The sequence below is a fragment of the Niveispirillum sp. GW835-FHT14G11 genome (assembly GCF_058793615.1).
This window is the reverse complement of sequence record NZ_JBXAFZ010000012.1, coordinates 262895-288900: the sequence shown is the minus strand read 5'-3', so window position 1 is coordinate 288900 and position 26006 is coordinate 262895. Positions and strand designations below refer to the sequence as shown.

At 65.5% G+C, this 26006-nt stretch carries 23 protein-coding genes; 8 read left to right on the top strand and 15 right to left on the bottom strand.

The window, feature by feature from the left end; translation table 11 throughout:
- Nucleotides 1–99: 99 nt before the first annotated feature.
- The 4 genes from rpsK to AC1Q7F_RS22520 form a co-directional block, all read right to left on the bottom strand.
- Nucleotides 100–498, bottom strand: a complete 399-nt coding sequence (rpsK, locus tag AC1Q7F_RS22535) for a 30S ribosomal protein S11 (RefSeq protein WP_492510785.1) — start codon at nt 496–498, stop codon at nt 100–102.
- A gap of 18 nt (nt 499–516) precedes the next feature.
- Nucleotides 517–885, bottom strand: a complete 369-nt coding sequence (gene rpsM / locus AC1Q7F_RS22530) for a 30S ribosomal protein S13 (protein WP_416573424.1) — start codon at nt 883–885, stop codon at nt 517–519.
- A gap of 471 nt (nt 886–1356) precedes the next feature.
- A complete protein-coding gene (locus tag AC1Q7F_RS22525) occupies nt 1357–1860 on the bottom strand; it encodes a thermonuclease family protein (RefSeq protein ID WP_492510784.1) in 504 nt (167 codons plus the stop codon).
- Between the two features lie 128 nt (nt 1861–1988).
- Entirely contained in the window at nt 1989–2141 is a 153-nt protein-coding gene (locus tag AC1Q7F_RS22520; RefSeq protein WP_492510783.1) for a succinate dehydrogenase assembly factor 4, read from the bottom strand.
- A 145-nt stretch (nt 2142–2286) separates the two neighbouring features.
- Between AC1Q7F_RS22520 and htpX the strand changes: the two genes are divergently transcribed.
- On the top strand, nt 2287–3246 hold the full coding sequence (gene htpX, locus AC1Q7F_RS22515; RefSeq protein ID WP_492510782.1) for a zinc metalloprotease HtpX: 960 nt from the start codon (nt 2287–2289) through the stop codon (nt 3244–3246).
- Nucleotides 3247–3329: 83 nt separating this feature from the next.
- Here htpX and AC1Q7F_RS22510 read toward each other — a convergent pair whose 3' ends face one another.
- The gene (locus AC1Q7F_RS22510) at nt 3330–4214 is read right to left on the bottom strand and encodes a ribose-phosphate diphosphokinase (RefSeq protein ID WP_492510781.1); all 885 of its coding nucleotides are present in this window, start codon (nt 4212–4214) and stop codon (nt 3330–3332) included.
- A 296-nt stretch (nt 4215–4510) separates the two neighbouring features.
- Between AC1Q7F_RS22510 and AC1Q7F_RS22505 the strand changes: the two genes are divergently transcribed.
- A complete protein-coding gene (locus AC1Q7F_RS22505) occupies nt 4511–5473 on the top strand; it encodes a protein phosphatase CheZ (protein WP_492510780.1) in 963 nt (320 codons plus the stop codon).
- A 6-nt stretch (nt 5474–5479) separates the two neighbouring features.
- Nucleotides 5480–6757: a pentapeptide repeat-containing protein gene (locus tag AC1Q7F_RS22500; protein ID WP_492510779.1), complete on the top strand. Its 1278-nt coding sequence runs from the start codon at nt 5480–5482 to the stop codon at nt 6755–6757.
- A gap of 49 nt (nt 6758–6806) precedes the next feature.
- Here AC1Q7F_RS22500 and AC1Q7F_RS22495 read toward each other — a convergent pair whose 3' ends face one another.
- Nucleotides 6807–8267: a right-handed parallel beta-helix repeat-containing protein gene (locus AC1Q7F_RS22495; protein WP_492510778.1), complete on the bottom strand. Its 1461-nt coding sequence runs from the start codon at nt 8265–8267 to the stop codon at nt 6807–6809.
- A 153-nt stretch (nt 8268–8420) separates the two neighbouring features.
- The gene (gene acs, locus AC1Q7F_RS22490) at nt 8421–10361 is read right to left on the bottom strand and encodes an acetate--CoA ligase (protein ID WP_492510777.1); all 1941 of its coding nucleotides are present in this window, start codon (nt 10359–10361) and stop codon (nt 8421–8423) included.
- Between the two features lie 287 nt (nt 10362–10648).
- Here acs and AC1Q7F_RS22485 point away from each other — a divergent pair, with 287 nt between their 5' ends.
- The gene (locus tag AC1Q7F_RS22485) at nt 10649–10870 is read left to right on the top strand and encodes a hypothetical protein (RefSeq protein ID WP_492510776.1); all 222 of its coding nucleotides are present in this window, start codon (nt 10649–10651) and stop codon (nt 10868–10870) included.
- Between the two features lie 117 nt (nt 10871–10987).
- On the opposite strand, the gene AC1Q7F_RS22480 is transcribed toward AC1Q7F_RS22485, so the two are convergent.
- The 6 genes from AC1Q7F_RS22480 to fdxA form a co-directional block, all read right to left on the bottom strand.
- Nucleotides 10988–11323, bottom strand: coding sequence for a Rieske (2Fe-2S) protein (locus tag AC1Q7F_RS22480; protein WP_492510775.1), 336 nt, complete (start codon nt 11321–11323; stop codon nt 10988–10990).
- Nucleotides 11320–11733: an EVE domain-containing protein gene (locus AC1Q7F_RS22475; protein ID WP_492510774.1), complete on the bottom strand. Its 414-nt coding sequence runs from the start codon at nt 11731–11733 to the stop codon at nt 11320–11322. Before AC1Q7F_RS22475 ends, AC1Q7F_RS22480 begins: the two co-directional genes overlap by 4 nt.
- A 49-nt stretch (nt 11734–11782) precedes the next feature.
- The gene (locus AC1Q7F_RS22470; protein ID WP_492510773.1) at nt 11783–12061 is read right to left on the bottom strand and encodes a YciI family protein; all 279 of its coding nucleotides are present in this window, start codon (nt 12059–12061) and stop codon (nt 11783–11785) included.
- A gap of 66 nt (nt 12062–12127) precedes the next feature.
- Nucleotides 12128–12946 carry a hypothetical protein gene (locus AC1Q7F_RS22465; RefSeq protein ID WP_492510772.1) on the bottom strand — a complete coding sequence of 273 codons (819 nt, stop codon included), beginning with the start codon at nt 12944–12946 and terminating at the stop codon, nt 12128–12130.
- Nucleotides 12947–13120: 174 nt separating this feature from the next.
- Nucleotides 13121–13621: a CarD family transcriptional regulator gene (locus tag AC1Q7F_RS22460; protein ID WP_492510771.1), complete on the bottom strand. Its 501-nt coding sequence runs from the start codon at nt 13619–13621 to the stop codon at nt 13121–13123.
- 366 nt (nt 13622–13987) lie between these two features.
- A complete protein-coding gene (gene fdxA, locus AC1Q7F_RS22455) occupies nt 13988–14320 on the bottom strand; it encodes a ferredoxin FdxA (RefSeq protein WP_492510770.1) in 333 nt (110 codons plus the stop codon).
- Between the two features lie 153 nt (nt 14321–14473).
- Between fdxA and AC1Q7F_RS22450 the strand changes: the two genes are divergently transcribed.
- The gene (locus tag AC1Q7F_RS22450; protein ID WP_492510769.1) at nt 14474–15073 is read left to right on the top strand and encodes a DUF938 domain-containing protein; all 600 of its coding nucleotides are present in this window, start codon (nt 14474–14476) and stop codon (nt 15071–15073) included.
- 49 nt (nt 15074–15122) lie between these two features.
- On the opposite strand, the gene AC1Q7F_RS22445 is transcribed toward AC1Q7F_RS22450, so the two are convergent.
- The gene (locus AC1Q7F_RS22445) at nt 15123–19481 is read right to left on the bottom strand and encodes a translocation/assembly module TamB domain-containing protein (protein WP_492510768.1); all 4359 of its coding nucleotides are present in this window, start codon (nt 19479–19481) and stop codon (nt 15123–15125) included.
- 10 nt (nt 19482–19491) lie between these two features.
- Nucleotides 19492–21303 (bottom strand): autotransporter assembly complex protein TamA, encoded by a 1812-nt coding sequence (locus AC1Q7F_RS22440; RefSeq protein ID WP_492510767.1) that lies wholly within the window; start codon nt 21301–21303, stop codon nt 19492–19494.
- A gap of 334 nt (nt 21304–21637) precedes the next feature.
- Between AC1Q7F_RS22440 and typA the strand changes: the two genes are divergently transcribed.
- From typA to AC1Q7F_RS22425, 3 genes are all read left to right on the top strand, one after another.
- Nucleotides 21638–23461: a translational GTPase TypA gene (gene typA / locus AC1Q7F_RS22435; RefSeq protein ID WP_492510766.1), complete on the top strand. Its 1824-nt coding sequence runs from the start codon at nt 21638–21640 to the stop codon at nt 23459–23461.
- Nucleotides 23462–23945: 484 nt separating this feature from the next.
- Nucleotides 23946–25226, top strand: a complete 1281-nt coding sequence (locus AC1Q7F_RS22430; RefSeq protein ID WP_492510765.1) for a hypothetical protein — start codon at nt 23946–23948, stop codon at nt 25224–25226.
- Nucleotides 25223–25993, top strand: coding sequence for a hypothetical protein (locus AC1Q7F_RS22425; RefSeq protein ID WP_492510764.1), 771 nt, complete (start codon nt 25223–25225; stop codon nt 25991–25993). The genes AC1Q7F_RS22430 and AC1Q7F_RS22425 overlap by 4 nt, the downstream gene beginning before the upstream one ends.
- Nucleotides 25994–26006: the final 13 nt, after the last annotated feature.

Genomic DNA, 26006 nt, shown 5'->3' with positions numbered 1-26006 from the left:
TCCCGGAACAGGGGTTTCCGTTCAATTCTGGGTAGGCGCGATGGCGTGCGCCCACCTTTCCCGAACGGATGCTGTTCCGGGACGAGATAGGTACAGAAATCAGACGCGGCGCTTCTTCGGCGGGCGAACGCCGTTGTGCGGGATCGGCGTCACGTCGCGGATGGACGTGATCTGGAAACCGACGGCCTGCAGGGCGCGCAGAGCCGATTCACGGCCCGAACCCGGACCCTTCACTTCGACTTCCAGCGTCTTCATGCCGTGTTCCTGGGCCTTGCGGCCCGCGTCCTCGGCCGCCATCTGGGCGGCATAGGGCGTGGACTTGCGCGAACCCTTGAAACCCATCGTGCCCGACGAGGACCAGGCAATGGTGTTGCCCTGGGCGTCGGTGATGGTGATCATGGTGTTGTTGAAGCTGGCGTTCACATGCGCGACGCCAGAGGTGATGTTCTTGCACTCGCGACGGCGAAGACGCGCGGCAGCTGCATTGGGCTTGGCCATTTGGTCCTACTCCGTCTCTTACTTCTTCTTACCGGCGATCGGCTTGGCCGGACCCTTGCGGGTGCGCGCATTGGTATGCGTGCGCTGGCCGCGGACCGGCAGGCCCTTGCGATGACGCAGGCCGCGATAGCAGACCATGTCCATCAGACGCTTGATGTTCATGGCGGTTTCGCGACGCAGGTCGCCTTCGACCTTGTAGTCGGCGTCGATCGTCTCGCGGATGCGCAGGACTTCGTCGTCGGTCAGCTGGTTGACGCGGCGCTCGGCCGGGATGCCAACCTTGGAGCAGATGTCGGTAGCGAACTTCGGACCGATACCATGAATGTACTGAAGGGCGATAACCACACGCTTAGCCGTGGGGATATTGACGCCAGCGATACGCGCCACGTGTCTTCTCCTCGTTATGTCCGGCCCGCTGGCCGGACGATCTTCGTCCACGTCCCGCCTGCCGGCTCCGGTACCCGTGGCGGGGCGTCCGGTTGGCTTCGGGACATCTCATCCGAAAAAACCCTGGCGGTTGCCGGGGCCTCCAAATGCATACGCACGCCACAACCGCTCCCCCGTCTTTCACAAGATGGGCGGGCAGACATGAACGCACACGTCCAATCCCCCGTCTTTCACAAGATGGGCGGGCAGACATGAACGCACACGTCCAATCCTAGGGTCCAGGATCAGAGGCGCGGAGTATAGGCAGGGGCAAAAGGGAGTCAAGCCGCATCAATGCGCTGGACGCAGGGTCGGCCAACGGCCTGACGCATGACTTGTTTGCTCCCTCAAGCGCCGGGCGGGCGCATCCGCCCCCTTAGGCCGGCAGTCGCCGGCCTAAGGGGGCACGTTTCCTGCGGGCAGGATACCCGGTCACATGCCCGCGCACCAGGGCTGGCGTTTGCCACCCTGATAGGGGCGGGCATGGCCGGCGCGGATCATGGCCTGGGCCAGGTCGGTGCCGTCGGCCAGCGTCACACGGGCCCTCACCCGTCCGCCATATTTGTCGTACTCGACATCGTGCAGGCGGATGGAGCCGTCGCCCTTGCCCTCTGTGGCCGGCGCCACCAGGGCCGCCAGCTTCTGCCTGGCGGCCTGGGCCATGCGCTTCTCATCGGCGCAGTCCGACCGGCTTTCCGGCGTGTCGATGCCGTCCACACGCACCCGCGTCGTCACTTCCTGGTCCAGCCAGATCACGACGCGCACACCTAGCGTGTCGCCATCCACCACCTCTGTTACCCGCGCAGACACCGGGCCCGCCACCCTGCTGACGGCCAGAGACGGCACCGCGCCCAGCGTCAGCAGGGCGGCCGCGGCCAATGTCAGGGGCAGGGAACGGCGTGACATGGTGATGGTCAGGGTCCGGAAAGGGTGCATGCACGTCATTCTATGCGCATGTGGCCCCGAACGGAACAGGAATTTGTGACCATCGTCCTAAGTTGAATATACTTAGGATCATTAACGCATCTTAAACCTACAAGTAGGTTCATGTGCAACCATGAGGATCAGAAGTCGCTGCAACGACCCTTGAATTCCCAATCGCCGAAACGGGTCGGTTCCGGTCCGGCGGGACCGCCGATCTCGCCGGGCGGCTGGACCACCGGGGGCTTGCGCGTGGCGTCGGTCTGGGGGCTTTCGGGCTTCTTCTCGTCGCTCATGGTGCACTCCTTATTGTATGAGGCAGATATGGCGCGGGGCATCGACGCTGCCAAGCCTTGATGCAAGCGGGGCAGGGGCCATATCAGGAACTTGGGGTCGATCCGACCCGTTATGACAGGCATGAAGGAGCCTTGAGGGGAGATCATGAACGGCTATTTCCGCACCGCGATGCTGCTGGCAGGGCTGACCGGCCTGTTCCTGGCCGTCGGCTTCATGTTGGGCGGGCAATCGGGCATGGTCATCGCCTTTGGTCTGGCCGTGGCCATGAACGTCTTTGCCTATTGGAATTCCGACAAGGCGGTGCTGCGCATGTATGGCGCCCGCCAGGTGGATGCCGCCACCGCACCCCAGTTCTACACGATGGTCCAGCGGCTGGCGCAGCGCGCCGAACTGCCCATGCCCAAGGTCTTCATCATCGACAATGACCAGCCCAACGCCTTTGCCACGGGCCGCAACCCGGAGAATGCGGCCGTGGCCGCCACGACCGGCCTGTTGAACCGCCTGTCGGCGGAAGAGGTGGCGGGCGTGATGGCGCATGAACTGGCGCATATCAAGAATCACGACACGCTGATCATGACGGTGACGGCCACGCTGGCCGGTGCGCTGTCGATGCTGGCCAATTTTGCGATGTTTTTCGGCGGATCGCATTCCAACGATGAGAATCGCAGCAACCCGCTGGGCATTGTCGGCGTGCTGCTGGTCTCCATCCTGGCGCCGATCGCCGCCATGCTGGTGCAGATGGCCATCAGCCGCAGCCGCGAGTACGAGGCCGACCGCATGGGGGCGGAGATCAGCGGCCGTCCCGACTGGCTGGCCGACGCGCTGGAGGGCATGCAGAGCGGGGCGGCCCGTGTGATCAACCAGCAGGCGGAGAACAATCCCGCCACCGCTCATATGTTCATCATCAATCCGCTGCATGGGCGCGGCATGGACAGCCTGTTCTCCACCCACCCCCGCACGGAAGAACGCGTGCGCCGCCTGCGCGCCATGATCATGGGCGGGGGCGTCCCGCCCCGCCGTCCCGCCAACATCCCGCCGCGCCGTGGAGGCAGCGTGCCCAATGCCGGTGGTGGCCCGCGCCAGGGGGGATCGCCCTGGAGCTGATTACCGCGCAGGTGCGGCCGACGGGTCCCGTGCCCAGCGCCGCGCCGACCGCGTCCATGAAGGTGCCGGCCACACCAAAGCCGTTACAATACGGACAGGCAATCGGCGATCAGGTCGGCCAGGCCGACGGCGTTGGTCGGGTGGGGGATGCCGTCGGCCGAAATCACGGTGTCGATCCCCGCCGCCTTGAAGGTCGCCAGCCGTTCAATGGGGAAGACGGCATGCACGGTGGCGGCCAGCACACGGGTCGCCCCATGGGCATAGGCGACCTTGGCGGCATCAATCAGGGTGGCGCCGGAGCTGACGATATCGTCCACGAACAGGATGGTGCGTCCCGACAGGTTGGTCCCTTCCGGCAGGCCGACGCAGACGTCATGGTCGCCGCGCCGCACCTTCAGCCCCACAATGCCCTGCACCCCGGCAGCCGCCGCCGCACCCTGCACCAGATGGTCGGATTCCTCGTCCGGACCCAGGATCACCCAGCCCTGATCGGCCGCGCCTTGCGCCTTTGCCCAATGGCCCAGCAATGGACCGGCGGTCAGGGCGGCGGAACGGCCGCCGGGGAATATCTCGCCCAGGTCGTGGGTGCGGTGCAGATGTGGGTCGACGGTGACGATCCGGTCGAACAGGCCCCCCAGCCAGTTCCCCATGATACGCTGGCTCACCACCTCGCCGGGCCGGAACTCCATATCCTGGCGCATATAGGCCAGATAGGGGGCGACCAGCGTCAATTCCTTCGCCCCCCGCTCGCGCAGCGCGCCGGCCAGGAACTGCAATTCCACCAGCTTGTCGTTGGGACGGTCCAGGGAGCGCACGATGATGGCGCGTTCGGGGGCGGCCTCCAGCCGCACCAGACTTTCGCCATCGGGGAATCGGTGCAGCCCTACATGGTGCAGCTTCACCCCCAAGCGTGCCGACAGGTTGCCGGCCAGGGCCTCGCCTTCCGGAAAGCCGATCAGAATATCCATGCTCGTTCCATCCCCACCGGGCCGTCTGGCCGGGCCCTTCTTATGACATATGATGATCAAATTACACCTGGCAGTGCCGATCGCGCATCCGGGAAGCACGAGGTGCCAGATCAGTATGGCGGAATTTGGCATTTTTGATTATCGGCTGTAATATCGCGTCGTTTCGGTCATTTTGCCGCAATTGTTCCAGGACCCGCTCTCGCGCGGCTTGCTTCGATCGTTGCGTTCACGGCATCTTCGCATTGGCGTCGTTTGAAAGGGGTGGCCCGATGTGGGGGCTTGGCGGTAGCAGCGGCATGGATCCGTTGGAACTCTCCGACAAGGAGTACGCTGCCCTGGAGGAGGCGCTGATGGCGTCGGCCCGCGGCCGCGCGTTCCTGCGCCAGCGTGACCGGCAGACGCGCATCGTGGCCCAGGATGACTGGCGTGCCCTGCTGAGCAGCATGACGGAGCAGGTGGGACGCCTGCAGGGCATCGGCGGCGGGGGTGGAGGCCCCTTGGCCGCCGTCGCCGACCAGAGCCCGCATATCCACATCATGCGGGAGGAGTTGAAGCAGCTCTCCAATTATATTGAGCAGACAAGGCAGGAGATCGCGCAGCTGCGCCCCATGGATGCCGGTGCAAACCGCATCATGGCCGCCACGAACGAACTGGACGCCATCGTCACCGCCACCGAGCGCGCCACGTCGGACATCCTGAACGCCACCGAACGCATCCAGGCGCTTGTGGCCCGCCTGCCGCAGAACGACATCACCAACGATATCGATGCCCAGACCATCGAGGTCATGACGGCCTGTTCCTTCCAGGACATCACGGGCCAGCGCACCACCAAGGTCGTCAACACGCTGCGCTATATCGAGCAGCGCGTGAACACCATGATCGAGATCTGGGGTGTGGAGGAAACGGGCAGCAGCAAGCAGGTGGGCACCGACGGACTGATCGCGCTGCGCCCCGACGACGAGCGCCCGGACAAGCACCTGCTGCATGGCCCCGCCATGGAGGCCGTCAGCCAGGCCAATATCGACGCGCTGTTCGACAGCCTGGACGGTCCGGTGAAGGCCGACGCCAATGACGACCTGACCAACATGGATGATTGGGGCTTGTCGGCGGCGGAGGTGGCACCACCGCCCCCACCACCACCTCCGCCACCGCCTCCCCCCCCGCCGCCACCGCCCCCCCCACCACCACCCCCGCCGCCACCTCCGCCGGCAGCCGGGGCCACCGTGTCGCAGGCGGATATCGACGCCTTGTTCGGATAAACTCGTATGTCCGCAGATCCCAATCATGTCGCCCCGCGTGTGCGCCTGACCCAGGCGCAACTGGATCGTGCTTGTGAGCGGCACTTGGCCTATCTGTCCGGGATGCAGGGCGGAGCGAAGCTGAGCCTGCCCTTCTTCGATCTGTCGGGCCTGTCCTTCAATGCCCGCAACCTGACCAATGCCAACCTGTCGGGCGCCATCCTGCGCGGTACCAGATTTGTGGGCGCCAAACTGGACTATGCCGACATGTTCGGCTGCGATCTGACTGGGGCGGATCTGTCCAGCGCGCAGCTGACGCGCACCGACCTGCGGGCGGCCAGTCTGCGGGGCGCCATCCTGCGCGGCGCCAAGATGGTGGAATGTGATCTGCGCGATGGCAATCTGGCGGTATCCACCCGCGCCGACTTCAAGGTGCTGGGCCTGGATATCGGTCCGGCCGACATCTCATCCGCCGTCATGATCGATGCCGATCTGACGCGCGCGCGCCTAACGGGGTCATGCGCGCGGGCGGCGGACTTCTCCGGCGCTACCCTGGCGGGTGCCCAACTGGCCCGCGTCGATCTGCGCAATGCCCAGTTCAAGTCCACCAATCTGGACGGTGCCGATCTGGTGGATGCCGACCTGCGCGGCGCCGACCTGTCGGGTGCCAAGGTCTCCGCCCAGGCGCTGGAAACGGCCATCCGAACGGATGAGGAGGCGCTGCGCCGCGGCGTGAATGTGGGGGCCGACCTGCCGCCGCCACCATTCGCACCGGAGGCCGAACCCAATAGCCCGCCGCCGCCCGAGCGGCTGGACGCCATGCTGCGTGCCCATGCGCAATGGGTGGCAACCGGCGGGCAGGCGGGCCATCAACTGGATATCAGTGGCCTGGACCTGTCGGGCAGCGATATGGCAGGCCGTGTCCTGACCCTGATGAAGGCGACCGGCGCCAATCTGCGCGGGGCCGATCTGCGTGGCGCCCAGATGCAGGCAGCACAATTGTCGGGCGCCGACCTGCGCTCCACCAATCTCAGCTTCGCCGATCTGCGCGGCGTCTGCATGGACCGCGCCAACCTGATCGACGCCAACCTGGAAAAGGCCAACCTGTCCAAGCTGAAGACCGCCCGCGGGCACGAACTGCGCACCTCCCTGGTCCGCGCCCGCCTGGCCGCCGCCATCCTGCGCGGCGCCGATCTGTCGGAGGTGGATTTCACCGGTGCCGACCTGACCGAAACCGTGCTGGAGGGTGCCATTCTGGACGGCGCCACCATCGAGGCGGCGCGGGGGATCACGCTGCCGATGTAGGGCCTGCAGGGTCACGCAGGGTGATGGCGTCGTGAACCATCATGTCAGATCATATATTGATCACATTGTCGCGGGCTTGATTGGTCAGGGTAACGTTGATCGGCGGGTTGCATTCCGATCCGGGATTGCCGATCAGGGTCCGGGTCGCGTCCGCGCCCTCAATCAGCACGGGGATCGGACAATTCTCGGCAATATTTCCGGTCCAGGTGGAGCGGACATGGTTCCACGTGTCGAAACCGACCAGACAGTCCACAGCCGTGCATCCGAGATAGCTCACACCCGTCGCGGGGACATAGCAGAACATCTTGCGCGGATCAGGGGCCCAGCCAAAGCCGGTGCCGATCCCGATCTCCGATCCTGTATTGCCCGTGATATCCAGCACGGTGACAGAAGTCGCCCTGCAGCCGCTGAAGCTGATATCGGCACCCCAGGCGCTGAAACCGGCGGCTTGCTTGTCCTGCGGGTTGATGGCGGTGATGTTGGAGACGGTACAGTTCGCGATACTGATCCCAATCCCATAAACCTCCAATCCCGTGGCCTTGGCCCCGGTATTGTACGGGGCGGGACCGTCCAGTACGCCGGTTGCCGTGAAATCCTCCACCGTCACAAGGGCGTTCAGGAAAACCGACATGCCATGCGCATCATCGCATGACCCGATCATGTTCGTGGATGCGCAGGCGATATAGGACAGCCCGACACAGGCGATGGGGATAAAGCCCAGGACCGTATGACCGTGGGTACGGATATTGCCGTTGAAGTAGGATTGAAAATCCTGGGCGGTGCAGTTGGTGGTCGTGATATCGCTGCACAGCAGGTAATTGAATCCCTGAACCGCCCCATCATAATTCACCATATTGGCCGCCGTGCAGCCACTGACGGTCCCGCCCAATACCCCCAGCAGCTGAAACGCCGCCGCAGAGTCCGATAAGGTATAGAAATACTGGCTGGTGCAGTTGGTGATGCTCACGCCCAGGGCAAATGACACCTGGATGCCGCAGGGGGTGGCGTTGCGGATGGTCAGGTTGCGATATTCCACACCCGTGACAGTCACGCCGTCGATGGTCAGTGCCGATACATGCGTGGCCTGGATACCGTAAAGGCCCATATTGGCCAGCGTTCCTTGCAGGATGCTGACCCCGTTTGCACCCAACACCTTGATGCCGACGATGGCTTGACTGCTGTCGCCGATCTCCGCCGACAGGCAATAGCCGCTGAGATCAAGCGTGATGTCGTTGCCGACAATGGTGATGGCCGTCGCCGCCGATCCCGATGGCGGCGACCATGTGATATCGCCGGCCAACGTGTAGATGCCGGGCTGCGAGATGATTATGCCGTTCGGCGGAATGGCGTTGATCTGCGTGGAGAATTGCAGAACACCTTGCAATGCCGCCGGTTCGCTTTGCAGCAAGCTGACGCTTGTATGATGCTGGCACATGCCCAGAAAATCCACCTCCTGGAATAGGCTGTGCGCGCGCAGCTTCTCGATCACGGTCTGTGGATTTTTGAACATCAACGGTCTCCCGATCAGGCGCCACCGCCGGAAAGGGTGCCTTGAACTTCCTATAAGTGCAATTGGTAAATATTAGTCATATAACTTATCTGGAAGGGAACTCCCCTGACCTCCCAACCTTGGCGGTCGAGAGGTCAGGATGCGCTGTCACACTCAGCTGCGGTTCATGCGGCTGTTGACCAGGTCGTTGACCACATTGGGGTCGGCCAGCGTGCTGGTATCGCCCAGCGCCTCATGCTCGTTGGCGGCGATCTTGCGCAGGATGCGGCGCATGATCTTGCCCGACCTTGTCTTGGGCAGGCCCGGTGCCCATTGGATCAGGTCCGGTGTGGCGATCGGGCCGATTTCCTTGCGCACCCAGGTGACCAGCTCCTTGCGCAGTTCCTCCGTCGGATCCTCCCCGGCGTTCAGCGTCACATAGGCATAGATGCCCTGGCCCTTCAGGTCGTGCGGATAGCCCACTACCGCCGCCTCGGCCACCTTGGGATGGGCGACCAGGGCGCTTTCGATCTCCGCCGTGCCCAGCCGGTGGCCCGACACGTTGATCACGTCATCGACGCGGCCGGTGATCCAGTAATAGCCATCCTCGTCCCGGCGGCAGCCGTCACCGGTAAAGTACTTGCCTTTGAAGGTGCTGAAATAGGTCTGGATGAAGCGTTCATGGTCACCGAACACCGTGCGCATCTGGCCCGGCCAGCTATCCACGATGCACAGGTTGCCCTCCGTGGCGCCGTCCAGGACGGTGTCTTCATTATCCACCACCTGCGGCTGGACGCCGAAGAAGGGCAGGGTGGCCGAACCCGGCTTTTGGCCGATGGCGCCCGGCAGCGGGGTGATCAGGATGCCGCCGGTTTCCGTCTGCCACCAGGTATCGACAATGGGGCAGCGGCCATCGCCGACCACGCTGTGATACCAGAGCCAGGCCTCTGGATTGATCGGCTCGCCCACCGAGCCCAGCAGGCGCAGGCTTTGGCGGCTGGTCTTCTTCACCGGGCCCTCGCCCTCGCGCATCAGGGCGCGGATGGCGGTGGGGGCGGTGTAGAAGATGTTGACCTTGTGCTTGTCGATGACTTCCCAGAACCGGCTGGTGCTGGGGTAGTTGGGAATGCCCTCGAACATCAGGGTGGTGGCGCCATTGGCCAGCGGGCCATAGACGATATAGCTGTGGCCCGTGACCCAGCCGACATCGGCCGTGCACCAGTAGATGTCGCCCTCGTGATAGTCGAACACATACTGGTGCGTCATCGACGCATAGACCAGATAGCCGCCGGTGGTGTGCAGCACGCCCTTGGGCTTGCCGGTCGAGCCGGAGGTGTAGAGGATGAACAGCGGGTCTTCCGCGCCCATCACCTCCGGGGCGTTGTCGGCGGAAACCTTGGCAGTCTCCTCATGGTACCAATGGTCGCGGCCCTCCTTCCAGCCGACGGCCCCGCCGGTGCGCTTGACCACGATGACGGAGGTGACGCCCGGCGCCTTTTCCAGCGCCTTGTCGACATTGGCCTTCAACGGCACCTTGCGCCCGCCGCGCAGACCTTCATCGGCGGTGATCACCAGCTTGCTGTCGCAATCGACGATGCGGTCATACAGGCTGTCGGGGGAGAAGCCGCCGAACACGATGGAATGGACCGCCCCCACCCGTGCACAGGCCAGCATGGCATAGGCGGCTTCCGGGATCATCGGCAGGTAGATGGTGACGCGGTCGCCCTTCTGCACACCCTGTGCCTTCAGCACGTTGGCCAGGCGGCCCACCTTCTCATGCAGTTCGCGATAGGTGATGTGGGCGCTCTCTTCGGGGTTGTCGCCTTCCCAGATGATGGCTGTCTGGTCGCCGCGGGTGGCCAGATGCCGGTCGATGCAGTTATAGGCGACGTTGGTGGTGCCATCCTCGAACCAGCGGATATCGACATTGCCCTCAAAGCTGGTGTTCTTCACCTTGGTATAGGGCGTGAACCAGTCGATACGCTTGCCATGCTCGGCCCAGAAACCATCCGGGTCGTTGACCGACTGTTCGTACATGGATGTGTATTTGGCCGCATCGACCAGGGCCCTGCCGGCCACCTCTTCCGTTACGGGAAAGAACGAAGGGCTGCTCATGGCGTTGTTTCTCCCAAGGGTTGGCGGGCCGTGCCTGTCGGCGGCCTTTATCTCTGCCGGGACCCCTGTGCCGGCGGCGGTGTCATCCGCGCCTGTCGGTCCCGATCGCTTGCGCAATGTTATGTAAGCATCGGCCGGCCTGTTTGGAACATGTACATTCGTCGTGCGGTCATTTCGACGCATTCAACGGTTTTTCCTGGACAAACATCGTCCCGCCATACCGCGTGCGGGGACTTGCACAGCATGGTATGATTACCCCGGTTTCATCGAACGGGGCGGGCGGGGGCATGAGCGGGATGATTCCCAAGGGGGACGGTATGGGCCCCGTCGGAAACGATCTGGCGCAGTTGGGTACGCGCACCAGCCTGATGACGCTGAACCTGCTGCTGTCGGTCGTGCCGACGGGCGGTACGGGATTTGGCGAGGCTGCGGCCGCGGCGCGCAGCTTGTCGCGGCGCATTGACGCGGCGGCGGGAAGCTTTGAAGAAATCATGCGCAAGGCGGGGTGACATCGACGGTCATCAGGAATGGCCGTCGATGTCCGGCGGCGACTGCCGCAGCGCCGCTCATGCGGCGTAGCCAAGCCCACGGATGTGGGCGCCGGCGACTGAGGAATATGAAAAGGCCTACTCCCCGACCGCCACGAGCCCATCCGTCACGCTGAGCGGCACCGCCCGCAACGGCCGGCCCGCACAGGGGCCGATGATGCACATGCCATCCTCCACCCGGAACTGGGCGCCGTGCGTGCTGCACTGGAGATAGCGGCCGTCGATGCTCATGAAATCGTCCGGGTCCATTTCCAACGGCACCCCGACATGCGGGCAGGAATTGCGATAGCCGAAGACCTGATTGCCCCTGCGGGCCACCAGGATCTTCACCTTCGCCTCACCCTTGGGCCAGTCGAAGCCGCGTGCCGTGCCGTCGGGAATCTCCTCCACCCGGCACAGGACATGTCGGCTCATGCCGCGACCCCGGCCAGGGCGCAGATATGCGTCCATTGGGCATCGGTGACGGGGCAGACGGACAGGCGCGACTGGCGGAGCAACTGCATGTCGGCCAGGGCGGGATCGGCCTTCATCTGCTTCAGCGTCACCGGATTCTTCACTGGAGCCACGGGCGCCAGGTCGACCATGACGAAGCGGCCGGCCGGATCGGACGGGTCCGGATAGGCTTCCCTGACGATCTCGGCCACGCCGACGATCTCCAGCCCCTCATTGGAATGATAGAAGAAGGCGCGGTCGCCGACCTTCATGCTCTTCAGGTTCAGCGCCGCCTGATGGTTGCGCACGCCATCCCAATGGGTGCGGCCATCGGCGACGAACTTGTCCCAGGCATACTTGAAGGGTTCGGACTTCACCAGCCAGTAGGCCATAGCTGTTTCTTCCCTTTGTTCCTCAGGTGCGGGCCGGAAGTCGCCGGCCTTACGGCAAAACCTTGCGATACGGACGGATGCTGACCGACTTGAACAAACCGGCCTTGGCATAGGGATCGGCGGCGGCGAAGGCCTCGGCGGCGGCCTTGTCGGCGAAGTCCAGGACCAGCAGGCTGCCCACCGGCTTCTCACCGGCGTCATCCAGCAGGGGGCCGGCGATGATGATGTGGGCCATCTGGCTCTCGAGATAGGCCAGATGCTCCGCCCGCGTGGCCAGGCGCAAGTCCAGGCCGCCGTCCTTGTCGTGACATTCCAGGATGAAGTGCATGGGATGTGTCCCGTCGGTTGATGTTCCGACCCCATGCTTAGCCTTGGCTGGCGCCGACGTCCAGCGTCAGGCTTCCACCAGTTCCAGCAGCCGCCCGTCCGGCGCGAAGCAGGCGCAGATCAGCCGTCCGCCGAACCCGGCCCCGCCATCCAGGCTGGCGGTGAAGTCGGTGACGGTCGGGCCCGGCCCATGCGCAGGGTCATAGCCGCGCACGACGCGGCGGAAGCCGTTATAGGGCTCGGCAATGCGGGCGAAGCTGTTGCCGCCCCACCAGAAGATGTCGGCCTGCATATGCAGCGGCTTGGCCGGGTCCAGCCCGGCATTGACGAACAGCAGCTCCGTCGGGCTGCCATCCGCCGCACTGGTATAGGCGCAGCGCCGCACCGCATTCAGCAGATTGTCATGGCCCGGCGCGGTGCGGATGGCGGCGCGCAGTTCCGCCGTCCAGCGGGCCAGCGTCACCGCCCCGTCGCGGGCCGAGGCCAGCCCATGCTGGGCATTGCCACCATAGGCGGCCAGCGTCGCCTCCAGCCCCTGGTCGACCATCCATTTCAGCACGGCCGCCGGGTCGGGCGCGAACTGCAGCTGAAGCAGCTTGTGCCACATCTCCTCCTGCCCGCCGCGCAGATAGGTGATGTCGGTGACCACGACGCCGCGCATGGCCAGGATATGGCGGCGGAAGGACAGCAGTTCCTCCACCGTCTCGCGCACCGCGGTGCCGCGCCCGATCATGTTGCCCAGATAGACCAGCCGGTCACCGGGCTGGAAGCGCTTGCCGACATCATCATGCAGGGCCGCCAGCCGCGTCGCCTCGCCATGCACCGCTCCCACCGCCCACACGCGGCGTGGGCGGCCCAGCAAAGCGTATTTGCGATCATCCGACATACGGGACCTGGCAGGTTCTTTCTCGCCCGGACAGTGTAGGCGGTGCGGCAGTGCAAAAAAAGGGGCGTTCAACGTGTGAACGCCCCTTTCATACTAAATACCCCACCATTTTAACAGCGGGATGCTTGATCTTGTGGCAGTACCACCCTGTTCCTCACGGCTTACGCCGTTGGGTCAGGCAGCCTTGCTCAGCACGGCTTCCAGCTTCTCGGTGGCCTTGCGCTCGTCGATCATCTCGACCACGGCCAGTTCGCGGGCCAGACGCTCCAGCGCGGCATGATAGATCTGCCGCTCGCTGTAGGACTGATCGGACTGGTCTTCGCCACGATACAGGTCGCGCACGACCTCCGCGATGGAGACCGGATCGCCGGAATTGATCTTCGCCTCATATTCCTGGGCGCGGCGGCTCCACATGATGCGCTTGATCTTGCTGGGGCCCTGCAGGGTCTCCATGGCGGCCTTGATCCGGTCCTTGGTGGACAGGCGACGCAGGCCGGAGGCCTTGGCCTTCGCCACGGGGACCTTCAGCGTCATCCGTTCCTTTTCGAACTGGATGGCGTACAGCGTCACGCTCATCTCGGCGATGCTGTGGGTCTCGATCCCGATGATCTGGCCGACCCCATGGGCCGGATAGACGACGTGATCCCCGGTGGTGAAATCTAGGCTTTCGGACATGTTCGGTTGCTCTCTTCTTCCGCGCGGGCGACAGGCACCCAGGGGAACAAAAATGACTGGAGCCCCGACCGCACAGGCGGCGGGACTGCTCACTCAAAACGCTGCGATGGCGAAAGCGGTCGGCACATCAAGCCACAATCACGGGCGCCGTGCCGATCCTCGCTGAACTGAATATAGTCGATGTTACGCCAACATGACAGAGGCGGAACGCGGTGTTCGCCCTTGGTTCCGCGCAAGGCGCGTTATGTCGGTCATGCGCCCATCGCATGGGCGGGGCGGAATCTTCCTAATCAACGGTCAATATCTGGACCGCCACTTCCCCGACGGCACCGGGGAAACACCCCGGTGCCACTGGTTTTAAGCCGATTACTTGGCCGGCTTGGGGCTGAAATGCTGGGCGAACTTGTCGGGCACGCCCTTCCAGGCGTCGGCGTCGGGCAGCGCGTCCTTGCGGCGGTTGATCACCGGCCACTGCGCGGAATATTCGCGGTTCATGGCCAGCCACTGTTCGGCCCGCGGGTCGGTGTCAGGCAGGATGGCTTCCGCCGGGCATTCCGGCTCGCACACGCCGCAATCGATGCATTCGTCGGGATGGATGACCAGTGTATTTTCACCCTCGTAGAAGCAGTCCACGGGACAGACTTCCACGCAATCGGTGTACTTGCACTTGATGCAGGCCTCGGTAACGACGTAGGGCATGCCCGAACTCCAACAAACTGCCGCGCACGGTAATGGGGGTTACCAGTGGGAGAGGTAGACAATCCGCGCAGCCGGTGCAACAGCTTCCATGGTATCAGCCGACATGCGCCGGCCAGAGGGCTGCCCCACAACATCATTGCCGATGGGCCGAAGATGATCGATGAGAAACGCCATGCGCCCGCCACGGCGCGCAACCGACAGCCGCTGCTCGATGCGTTGCGCCCCCACCTGCCGGCCACCGGCCTGCTGCTGGAAATCGCCAGCGGCAGCGGGGAGCACGCCCTTTTCCTGGCGGAAAACCTGCCCGACCTGACCCTGCAGCCCAGCGATCCCGACGCGGCCGCCCGCGCCAGCATCCGCGCCTGGACAGGGGGGGCGGCCAACATTCGTCCGCCGCTGGCCCTGGATGCCGCCGATCCCGCCACCTGGCCCGACCTGGCGCCCGACGCCATCCTGTGCGTCAACATGATCCATATCGCCCCCTGGTCGGCGGCGCTGGGCCTGTTTGCCGGGGCGGGCCGGCTGCTGCGGCCCCGTGCGCCGCTGTGCCTTTACGGTCCCTACAAGCAGGGCGGGGCGCACACCGCCGACAGCAACGCCGCCTTCGACGCCGACCTGCGGGCCCGCAACCCTGCCTGGGGCGTACGCGATCTGGAGGCGGTGACGGCCCTCGCCGCCGGGCACGGGTTCAAGGAACCGGTGGTGATTGCGATGCCGGCCAACAATCTGACGCTGGTGTTCCGGCGGGAATGATGTTTCTCCCTCTTCCGCTTAACGGCAGAGGGAGAAACATCATTGCCCCTCAATAATCCCACTGGAACTGCACGCCGACCTTGCTCTCGGTGCCGACCTCGCCGCGGGCCTTGATATGGTCGGTGATGCCATATTCCACCGTGGCCTTGCTCTGGCCCGTCCCCAGTTCCTGCTCCACGCCGATATAGATATTGTCGCCGATATAGCGGCCGGCGGCGACCGTGCCGGCCCCGGACCCATCCTCGCTGCCCCGGAATTCCAGCCGGTCCACGCCCAGCGAGCGCTTCACATTGTCCACGAAGCCGGGGCCGCCGCCGAACAGGCCGGACAGTTGGGCTGCCGACTGCGCCAGCTGCACCGCCTCCAGCGCCGACAGCTGCCCGGCACCGCGGTTGAACAGCAGCCGGGCCAGCACCTCATCCTCCGGATAAGGCGGCTGGGACGACAGCTTGACGGTCGGTTTGGACGGGCGGCCGGTGACGGCGACGATGGCGGTCAGGTCGCCGCGCTGGGTCTGCGCCTCCACATCCAGGGAGGGATCGAAACTGCCATCGCCCAGGAAGGTGATGTTGGCCCGGCTCAGCGCGAAGGTCTGGCCCAGCAGTCCCATCTCGCCCTTCACCAGGGCGACATTGCCCGACAGCAGCGGCGTGTCGGTGGTGCCGCGCAGCTTGAGCGAGGCCTTCAGTTCCGCATCCAGCCCGCGCCCACCGATATAGATCTGGTTGGGTGCCTCCACATCGATATTCAGGCGGATGACGACCACCGACGGCGCCTCCGTCCCCGCCGGCTTGGCATCGGCACTGCTGACGGCACCCGGTGGGGCCACCCGGCGGGGATGGTTGATCTCGATGACCTTCACCTCCACCACCGTGGGCGGCAGCTTGTCGGGGATGCGGATATGGGCGTTGGCCACGTCGACACGGCCGGCGATGGTCATGTCGCTGGGTTTGCCGGTCACCGTGATGTCGGCGCCGGCGAAGGCCTCCACCATGTCGATGCCGGCCAGCTTGGCCTTGTTGGCGCTCAGCCGCAGGTCGATCTGTCTGTCGCCCAGTTCGGGGCGGAAGCCGACGCTGCCGGCCAGGGCAACGGTACCGCCGCCGGGAGTCTTGCCCTCGAACTTCTCGATGGCCAGGCCGTGGGGGTCGCCCTTCAGCACGGCCTGGATGTCGGTGATCAGCGTGCCCCAGCGCTGGTTCTCATAGCGGGCATTGTCCAGCGTCACGGTGCCGGTCAGTTCCCGCGCGGCCAGGGTGCCGCCCAGGGTGAGGTCCATCACCATCTGCCCGCCCAGCCGGTCGCCGCTGGTGGCCAGCAGGTCGTTCAGCCGGCGCAGCGCCAGATTGCCCTCCAGCCGGCCGCTGATGGGCTTATCGGTGGGCAGGACGATATTGGTGACCGCCCCCTGCATCTCCAGCGGCAGGTCGGCCCGGCCCGACAGGCCCACGCCCGATCCCGCACTGTCGATGCGGGCGGCAAGCGCCACGCGCCCCTTCTGCCAATCGGCGGTCAGGGTGGCGCCCAGCGGTGACGGACCCTTCAGCACCTGCGGCGCCAGGGCGAATTCCGACAGTTTCAGGTTCAGATTGCCCCGTGGATCGGCCAAAGTGCCCGACAGGCTGGCCGTGCCGTCCAGATGGCCATAAAGCGTCAGGGTCGGATCGATCAGCCGCACCCAGGTCAAGGGCAGTCTGGCCAGCGTTACCTGCCCGTCCAGCCCCCTGGGCGACAGGTCGGCATTCACCGCCAGCCGCGCATCGCCGGCCAGCAGCACCAGACCCTGCACCCCCACGACACCATTGCCGAAGGAGAGGTTGGCGGGACTGGCCAGCCGGAATTCCGTATCGGCATAGGCGCCCGACAGGCTGCCCAGGCCCAGGCGGGTGATGCCATCCTTCGCGCCCGTGGCCAATTGCCCCTGCATGGCAAGACGCACGGGCGACGATCCACGCTTGCCCGACAGGTCGAAGCCCAGCGCCACGGCCGACAGCGGCCCTTTGGCCGAGCCCTTGATCGTCTCCAGGTCCAGGGTACCGGCATCGATGCCGCTGATGGTGAAGCCGGCATCGACGCTGGGCGTTTTGCCCGCCCCGTCCAGTCGGGCGGCCAGATGGATGGCCGCCACCTTCTGCCCGTGCCAGCGCCGCCACAATTCCTTGAAATCGGCCGTCACATTGGCCGATTGCTGGCCATTGGCATGGGAAAGCGCCACCGACAGCGTGCCATTGCCCCAGACCTCGTCGCCGGCGATGAAGGCCAGGATGCCCAGATCCGGTACGGTGCCGGACAACTCGCCACTGGCCAGACCCGTGGTGGTGTCCAGGGTCAGGTCGCCTGCGATCCTGTTCAGGCCGATCACCGCCTCGATCCCGGTCAGCGACAGGGTTGATCCGTTCTGGGTCAGACCGCTACCCAGCGCGATGCGCTGGCCGTTCAGGCTGCTTTCCAGGGCCACATGGCCCTTGGGCGCCCTGGGCAGGCCTTCCATCTGCGCATCCAGCTTGGTATCGACCAGATGCAATCCATCCACCACCAGCCCATCGCCCGCCATCTCCAGCAACAGCGTATCGGCCGACAGGCTTTTCAGCCGGGCGGTGACGGCACCGGCGATCTGGACACCGAGCGCGGGGGAAAGAGGGGATAGGTCCGCCACCTCCGCCGCCAGATCGGCGGTGATGCCCTTGGGACCATAGCGTCCCTCGCCCCCGACCTTCAGGCGCGGATTGGTCAGCGACAGGCGGCGCAGCACCAACTCCTCGCCCAGGCCGACATCGGCAAAAATCGCCGTGGTGCCGATCAGCAGCGGGTCCAGGGCCGGGATGCCGGCCGCCAGCTCCTTGCCTTCGCCCTCCACCACCAACGCCGTCTGCCCGCCCGTGCGGCGCAGCTTGCCCTCCACCGCCAGGGACCCGGCCAGCGTGCGCCCCGCCAGTCCCGACAGGGGCGCCAGATCGCGGGCCGACAGGGTCAGGGCCAGTTCGCCATCACGGCCCCAGCCGGTCAGCGCCCCGCTGGCCGTGGCCGACACTGCACTGCCGATGAAGCCGGCCTTGGCGATATTGATGCCGCCCTTGGCCGGTGTGACGGTCAGTTCCGCGGCCAGATCGGCCGTGGGCCCGGTCAGGGCGGCCAGCGGGCCGGAAGCGCCCTGCATCCGGACGTCGCCGATGATCTCCACCGTGTCGCGCCCTTTGGCCGTCAGCTTCACGCCCAGGCTTTTCAGCAGCAGGTCGGGCAGGGCGACATTGTCCAGGGTCAGGTCGGTGGCCACCTGCGGCGCCTCCGGGGTGCCCGTCAGCGTGATGCTGCCGCGTGCCGCACCCAGGCTGGCCGGCGCCGTCATCGGGGCCAGGATGGCGCCGTCGGGCAGTTCCACCCAGGCGCCGATATTGATGGCGCGGGTCTTGATGTCGAAGGCGCCACCGCCGGAGATCTTGCCGAAGGCCGCACTGATGCCCACCCCATCCAGTGCCAGCTTCACGCCAGGATCGATCAGGCCACCCGCCCCGATGCGCAGGTCGGGCCCGATCAGCGGCCGGATGGAGGGGGGCAGCAGTGCCTGCATATTGCCCGACAGGTCCAGGCCGAAAGTCAGCTTCGATCCCGACGGGCGGATGCGGAATTCGGCTCTGGCATCGGCGGCGTCGCCGGCCTTGGCCGTGGCGCTCCCGGTCCAGTCGGTCAGCGGCCCCTCACCCTTCAGGGTCAGGGTCACGGGCGGGCGGCCGGGAATGTCCAGCATCTCCGCCAGCAATCCGTTGCCCTGCTCCGTGGCTTCCACCGCCAGGGTCAGGCGGTGGCCGGGCACATAGGCACCGGCGATGGTCAGGGTACCGGGTCTTTCGTCGATGCGCCGGATGTCCAGCGTTCCAGCCCCGCCCAGTTCACCGGCCGGCAGTTTTGCCTGCCCGGCCACGGTCAGCACGGCCGGGCTGCCGCCCAGCAGCGCCGCCCCCAGCGTCACCCGGTCCAGCGCCAGCGTCGCGACATTGATGGAAACCGGCAGCCGGGGCAGCGCACCGGTATCGTTGGGGTCCTCCGGCTGCGGCAGGGGCTGGCGCGCCACGTCCACCGTGGCGGCGGTTAGGGTTTCGATGCGGAGGCTGCGGGAGAACAGGGCCCAGGGGTTCCAGGCCAGATGCGCGTCGGTCACGGTCAGCCAGACGCCGTTGGCATCCGCCAGGGTCAGGCGGGCGAGTTTCAGGTCGAAGACCGACCCGTCCGCCCCCTCTACCACCAGCCCCGGCACAGTGCTTTTCGCCTGGGCCAGCACGAAATCGCGGCCCGATGGCGTGGCCAGCCAGATGCCGGCCGACACGGCCAGCACCACCACCAGGGCCACCAGTCCCGCCAGCCCGGCGGCGATCCAGATCAGGACGGAGCGCAGGTTCGTCGTCTTGTCCATCTCCATCCCCTCAGAAGGCCTGGCCGATGGAGATGTAGAACTGGAACGACTTGTCCCCGTCGCGCTTGTTCAGCGGCACGGCCACGTCCAGGCGGATGGGGCCGATCACCGTCAGGTAACGGCCGCCGATGCCGGCGGCATAGCGCAGCCCCTGGCCCAGCTTGGGATATTCCGTCGTATAGACATTGCCGGCATCGATGAAGGGCACGATGCCGATCTCATCCGTCACCATCACCCGCATTTCGGCTGACATCTCCAGCAGCGACACACCGCCCAGCGGCTCGCCCTCCGCGTCGCGCGGCCCGACCTCCTGATAGCCATAGCCGCGGATGGACCCGCCGCCGCCGGCAAAGAAGCGCTTGTCGGCCGGCACGTCCAGCAGCCCGCCGCCGATGACCGCGCCATAGACCCCGCGCAGGGCCGCGACATATTTGCCATTGTCGCTGAAGTCGAAATAGCCGCTGCCGCCGACGCGCGCGATGGTGAAGCTGCTGCTGTCGCCCAGGGCCGCCAGATAGGGGGTCACCGCGCCTGACAGGCGGAAGCCCTTGGTGGGGTTCAGCAGATTGTTCGACTTGTCCCAGGTGATGGCGGCGGGAAGGCCGACCAGGGTATTCCTGGTCGTCTGGGTATTCTCTTCGATATGCGACTGTTCGGCGGTGACGCCCAGGCTGGCCTTCAGCCCCTTGGCCAGCTGCCGCTCCACTGCCGCCGTCACCACCAAGGCCTTGCGGCGATAGGCATCGGGCCGTTCCGACAGGGCCTCGGCCGACAGGTTGAGGGACTGGCGCCGCGACAGGAAGTCGGGCTGCTGATAGGTGCTGGCCAGGCGGTAGTCGAAATCACTGGCACTGGTCTCCCCGCGACGTGCGATGCCGGCGACGGACGCGTCCACGCGCAGCTTCTCCGCATTGCCCATCAGGTTGCGGTCGCCCCAATAGGCATTGGCGCCAAACCCGTCCTCTGTGCCGTAATCGGTGCCGAATCCGACATAATTCATCTCGCGCTCAGCCAGATCGACGATGACCGGGGCCCGGTTGTCCGCCGTCGGCTCATCCGCCAGCCGCAACCGGACGGAGGAGAAGACGCCCAGATTGGCCAGGGCCTCGCGGCCCTCTTCCATGGCGGCGGGGTGATAGATATCGCCCGTGCGCCAGGGCAGGCGGCGGCGCGCCGCACGTTGCGATACCTCGTCCAGCCCGTTGAAGGTCACGTCCCCAAACGTCACCGACGGGCCCGGATTGACCATATAGGTGACGTCCATGCCCTGCACCGCGTGGTCCACCGCCAGCTGGCGGTCCAGCAGCCTGGCATAGGCATAGCTCTGTTCGGCCAGCCGCGGCAGGATGCGGCCCTCGGCATCGACCACGGCGGGCGCGCGGGCCGGCGACCCGATATTCAGGCCCAGCGCATCGGCCAGCGGTGCGCCCTTGGGCAGGGGGGCGCCGTCCGGCCCCGACAGGGCCACGCGGGTGATCTTGTAACGCGCCCCTTCCTCCACCAGGATCAGCACCTTGGCGGGCACCACATCGACGTCGATCTCGGCATTGACGATGGCGTCGTAATAGCCTTCGGAGCGCAGGGCGGCGCGGAACCTGTCCAGGTCGGCATCGGCGCGGCGGCCCAGGCCGATGGGGCTGGGTGGCGGCTGGTCCTTCAGCTCGATCAGGCTCGACACCTCATGCAGCAGGCGGGACAGGTCGGGCTGGTCCTCCACCCCATGGATCGACACTTCGTATTTCGTTTCCTGGGCATGGGTTTGCGATGCGGCCAGCATGGCGGCCGCCGACAACATCCAGATACGCCATCTGCCTTGGCTCATTATCCTCCCCCGGTTGCCGGCATGGTGGCATGGGGCGGGGTCGGCTTTCCAGGGGTAAGGCCCCGGCGCTTTGGTGTTAGGCCATGGGATAGGCACAAGTCCTTGCGGGAATATTAACTTCGTCTGTCCAAACGCAGGGCTGCCCCACCTTCTGCACCCTACCCGATGCGGTGCGAACCAATTATATTGCGCCGCGATAACAGCCCGGCCACCCAGTTCCCGCCCTCAAGCGGCGCAACAGGGTGGCCGGGCGTTTTTCATGCGCGAACCCCGATCCGGCGGACCTGGTCTATTGGGCGGCGCGCGACCAGCACCAGGCACGCAGGACCGTACCATGCAATTGCGCAACATCGCCATCATCGCCCACGTCGACCACGGCAAGACCACTCTGGTGGACATGCTGTTGAAGCAGTCCGGCACTTTCCGTGAGAACCAGCAGGTCGCCGAACGCGCGATGGACAGCAACGACCTGGAGCGTGAGCGCGGCATCACGATCCTGGCCAAGTGCACGTCCGTCGTCTGGAACGACGTCCGCATCAACATCGTCGACACGCCGGGCCACGCCGATTTCGGCGGTGAGGTGGAGCGTATCCTGAACATGGTGGACGGTGTCTGCCTGTTGGTGGATAGCGCCGAAGGCCCGCTGCCGCAGACCAAGTTCGTGCTGGGCAAGGCCCTGAAGCTGGGCATGCGCCCGATGGTCATCGTCAACAAGATCGACCGCCAGGACGCCCGCCCCGACGAAGTGCATAACGAGATTTTCGACCTGTTCGCCAGCCTGGACGCCAGCGACGAGCAGCTCGACTTCCCCACGCTGTTCGCCTCGGGCCGCAACGGCTGGGCCGTCACCGACCTGAAGGATGAGCGCAAGGACCTGACCCCGCTGTTCGAGCTGGTGGTCAACCACGTCCCGGCGCCCAAGGTCGGCAGCGTGGACGAGCCGTTCACCATGCTGGCCACCACCCTGGAAGCCAACCCGTATCTGGGCCGTATCTTGACGGGCCGCATCCAGTCCGGCCGCGTCAAGACCAACATGTCGATCAAGTCGCTGTCGCGCGACGGCAAGCTGATCGAGCAGGGCCGTGCGTCCAAGGTCCTGGCCTTCCGCGGCCTGGAGCGCGTGCCGGTTGACGAGGCGCAGGCCGGTGACATCGTCGCCATTGCCGGCCTGGTGAAGACCACGGTCGCCGACAGCATCGTCGAGATGAGCGTCGATACCGCCCTGCCGGCCCAGCCGATCGATCCGCCGACGCTGGCCATGACCTTCTCGGTCAATGACAGCCCCCTGGCCGGTCGCGAAGGCGACAAGGTCACCAGCCGCATGATCCGCGACCGCCTGATGCGTGAAGCCGAAGGCAACGTCGCCCTGCGCATCCGCGAGACCGAGAGCGCCGACGCGTTCGAGGTTGCCGGCCGCGGTGAATTGCAGCTGGGCATCCTGATCGAGACGATGCGCCGCGAGGGCTTCGAGCTGTCGATCAGCCGTCCGCGCGTGGTGATGAAGACCGACGCCAACGGCCAGCGCCTGGAGCCGATCGAGGAAGTCGTCGTCGACGTGGACGAGGAATTCTCCGGCGTCGTCGTCCAGAAGATCGCCGAGCGCAAGGGCGAGATGCTGGAAATGCGTCCGTCGGGCGCCGGCAAGCTCCGCCTGGTGTTCCATGTGCCGTCGCGCGGCCTGATCGGCTATCAGGGCGAGTTCCTGACCGACACGCGTGGCACCGGCGTCATCAACCGGCTGTTCCACGATTATGCCCCTTACAAGGGCACGATCCCCGGCCGCCGCAATGGCGTGCTGATCTCCAATGCCGAGGGTGAGGCCGTGGCCTATGCCCTTTGGAACCTGGAAGATCGCGGCCCGATGATGATCGAGCCCGGCTGGAAGGTCTATGAGGGCATGATCGTGGGTGAGCACACCCGCGAGAACGACCTTGAGGTCAATGTCCAGAAGGGCAAGAAGCTGACCAACATCCGCACCACCAGCAAGGATGAAGCCGTCGTCCTGACGCCGCCCATCCGCATGGCGCTGGAAAAGGCCCTGGCCTACATCCAGGACGACGAGCTGGTGGAAGTGACGCCGAAGTCCATCCGCCTGCGCAAGAAGCTGCTGGACCCGAACGAGCGCAAGCGCGCCGAGCGTCAGGCCGAAGCCGGCTGATCGACCGTTCGCGGTTAAGGATTGAAAGGGGGAGGCCGGGGCAACCGGGCCTCCCCCTTTTTTGATTTTCCACGCGGATGACGTAGGGCGCCTGCAATGGTATCGTTCCATGGACGCTAGGATATCGGAGGTCCAGGATTACCAAGACCCAGTTCGAGGCCATCAAGGATGCTTTGACGGAATATACCCGCAAAGCGACCGTATCCGCGCAGCAGGCACGCAAGACCCTGGTTAACGAAGGGATTGCGACCGTTATGGCAAATTGAACGCCAGGTACCGTGAAGAGCAGGCCACAGTCTCCTAACGAGCCGGCCGCACACCATCCGCCCCCCCCCCAATCCCGGCGAAATCATGACCGAAGGCCTCGCCGCCCTTGCCGGAAATGGCTCCCTTTCCCCTCGTCGCACCCTTGCGACCCTGCAATCGAAATGGAATGCTGATCTGGGATGAAGGTGCGCAGCACCTCGACCGGTAGAGGACCAGCATGGCCAACCGCGTGAAGCAGCTTGCCGAGATGCATATCGGCCGGCACCTTGCCTATAGCGACAGCGAGCGCCGGGCCGACGAGGCCAAGGGTGCGCGCGATGGGGAGAAGAATTTCCCGCCCCTGGACGCGACCCAGAACCCGGTGCAGGACCAGGTCCTGGCCCAGGTGACCGCCGATTTCGCCGCCTATGAGAAGGCCCGCCAGGCCCATCTGGCCGAGCTGGAGGCGGGCGAACGCCAGAAGGTCAAGGAGCGCGACGAGGAACTGGTCAACCGCCGCACCGGCCTGCAAGACGAGCGGCAGCGGGCCCTGCACGACCTGTCGCACAAGCTGGGCCCCGACAGTCCCGAATTCCGCGATCTGGTGGAACGGCGCACCGAGGCCGTGGCGGCATCTGGCAAGCTGGAGGCGGAACTGGCCCGGCCGCTGCGTGTGTCGCTGGTCTGGGTCTACCCGTTCCTGATGCTGCTGGTCTGCTTGGCCGAAGTGCCGGTCAACCGCATGGCGTTCGAGTTCTTCTTCCAGGAAACGCCGCTGCTGTCGCTGTTCATCTCGCTGGTCATCGGCGGGGTGCTGGCCCTGTTCGCGCATTTCATCGGGCTGTGGCTGCGCCAGGCCAGCGGGCAGGAGACGATGCGGGCACGGCTCTCCTATTATCTGGGGGCTGGCATTCTGATTGGCCTGTCGGGGACGCTGGTCTATTTCATTGCCGCCGTGCGTGAGCATTTCCTGCGCCTGCTGGAGAGCGATACCAGCAGTTCCTTCGCCGACCTGCTGCGCCAGGGCGACCTGACGGTCACCGCGACCCAGGTGACGAATGTCGAGCTGGGATCGGCCGGCTGGACCCTGCTGGTCATCAATCTGGTCATCCTGACGGTGGGTGTCGTCGCCTCCTTCGTCCGCCATGACCCGCATCCCGATTATGAGCGCCTGTCGCGGCGGGCGGAGAAGGCGCGCCGGCAGGTCACGAAGCGGGAGGGCGATTACAATAAGCAGCGCGTGCAGGTCGCGCGTAAATATGACGACATGATCGCGGCGCTGAATCGCCAGATCGAACGGCTGGAGAAGGATATCGCTGAAACCCAGGCCCAGCAGAAGGCATCGGCCGCCGATTATGAACAGAGCCTGCGGCAGGTCGGCATGACCAGCCATAACCGCCTGATCAATTACCGTATCGGCAATCTGCGCGCCCGTGGCGACGGCACGCCCGCCTGCCTGCGTGACATTCCCTCGGCGCTGCAGATCAGCGCCCAGGTACAGCGGGCCGTGCGCGGATGAGGGAGCGGGCGCTTCTCCTGGCCTTCACGCTGCTGCTGGGTCTGGCGCCGGGGGCACTGGCGGCGCGGCAGGATTACTGCAAGCTGGGCACGGGTACCGTGGCCCTGCTGGTCGATCGCACCACGGCCTATGACCAGCAGGATATCGACATCCTGGTGGCCGGGCTGGACCGGTTCGTGGGGGAGCTGAAGACCGGCGACCGGCTGGTGGTCCACACCATCACCGACGACCATGCCGCATCCGCCCGCATGTTCGAGGAATGCGTGCCCGGCTGCCCGGATGGTGGTGGCCTGACCGACTGGATCATGGCGACCTGCAAGCCCACATTGGCCAAGGCTGAGAACCGGGATTTCCGGCGACGCCTGGCCCAGGTGCTGGTCGGCATGCTGAAGGAGAAGCGATCCTATCCAAGGTCGGAGATCCTGCGCACCATCGACGGGGTCGGCCGCACCTACAAGCCGCAGGGGCTGAAGCGGATGATCGTCTTCTCCGACCTGCTGGAGCATTCCCAGGTGTTGTCCTTCACCGCCCTGTCGGAACAGCCACCGGCCCGCAACCTGCGCGCCGTCACGGAACAGCGGCTGCTGGCGCCGCTGGACCATGTGCAGGTGGACATGTTCGGCTTCGGCCGGTCGCATGAACCGGGCCGCAAGGCGCTGCCGCGCCCGATGGAAAACCGCATCCAGGACTTCTGGACGGCCTATTTGCGCGACAGCGGCGCCGGTCCGGTCAGCATCGGCCTGTGGTATGGCGGGGCGGACCGGTAGGTCCACCCCGTTG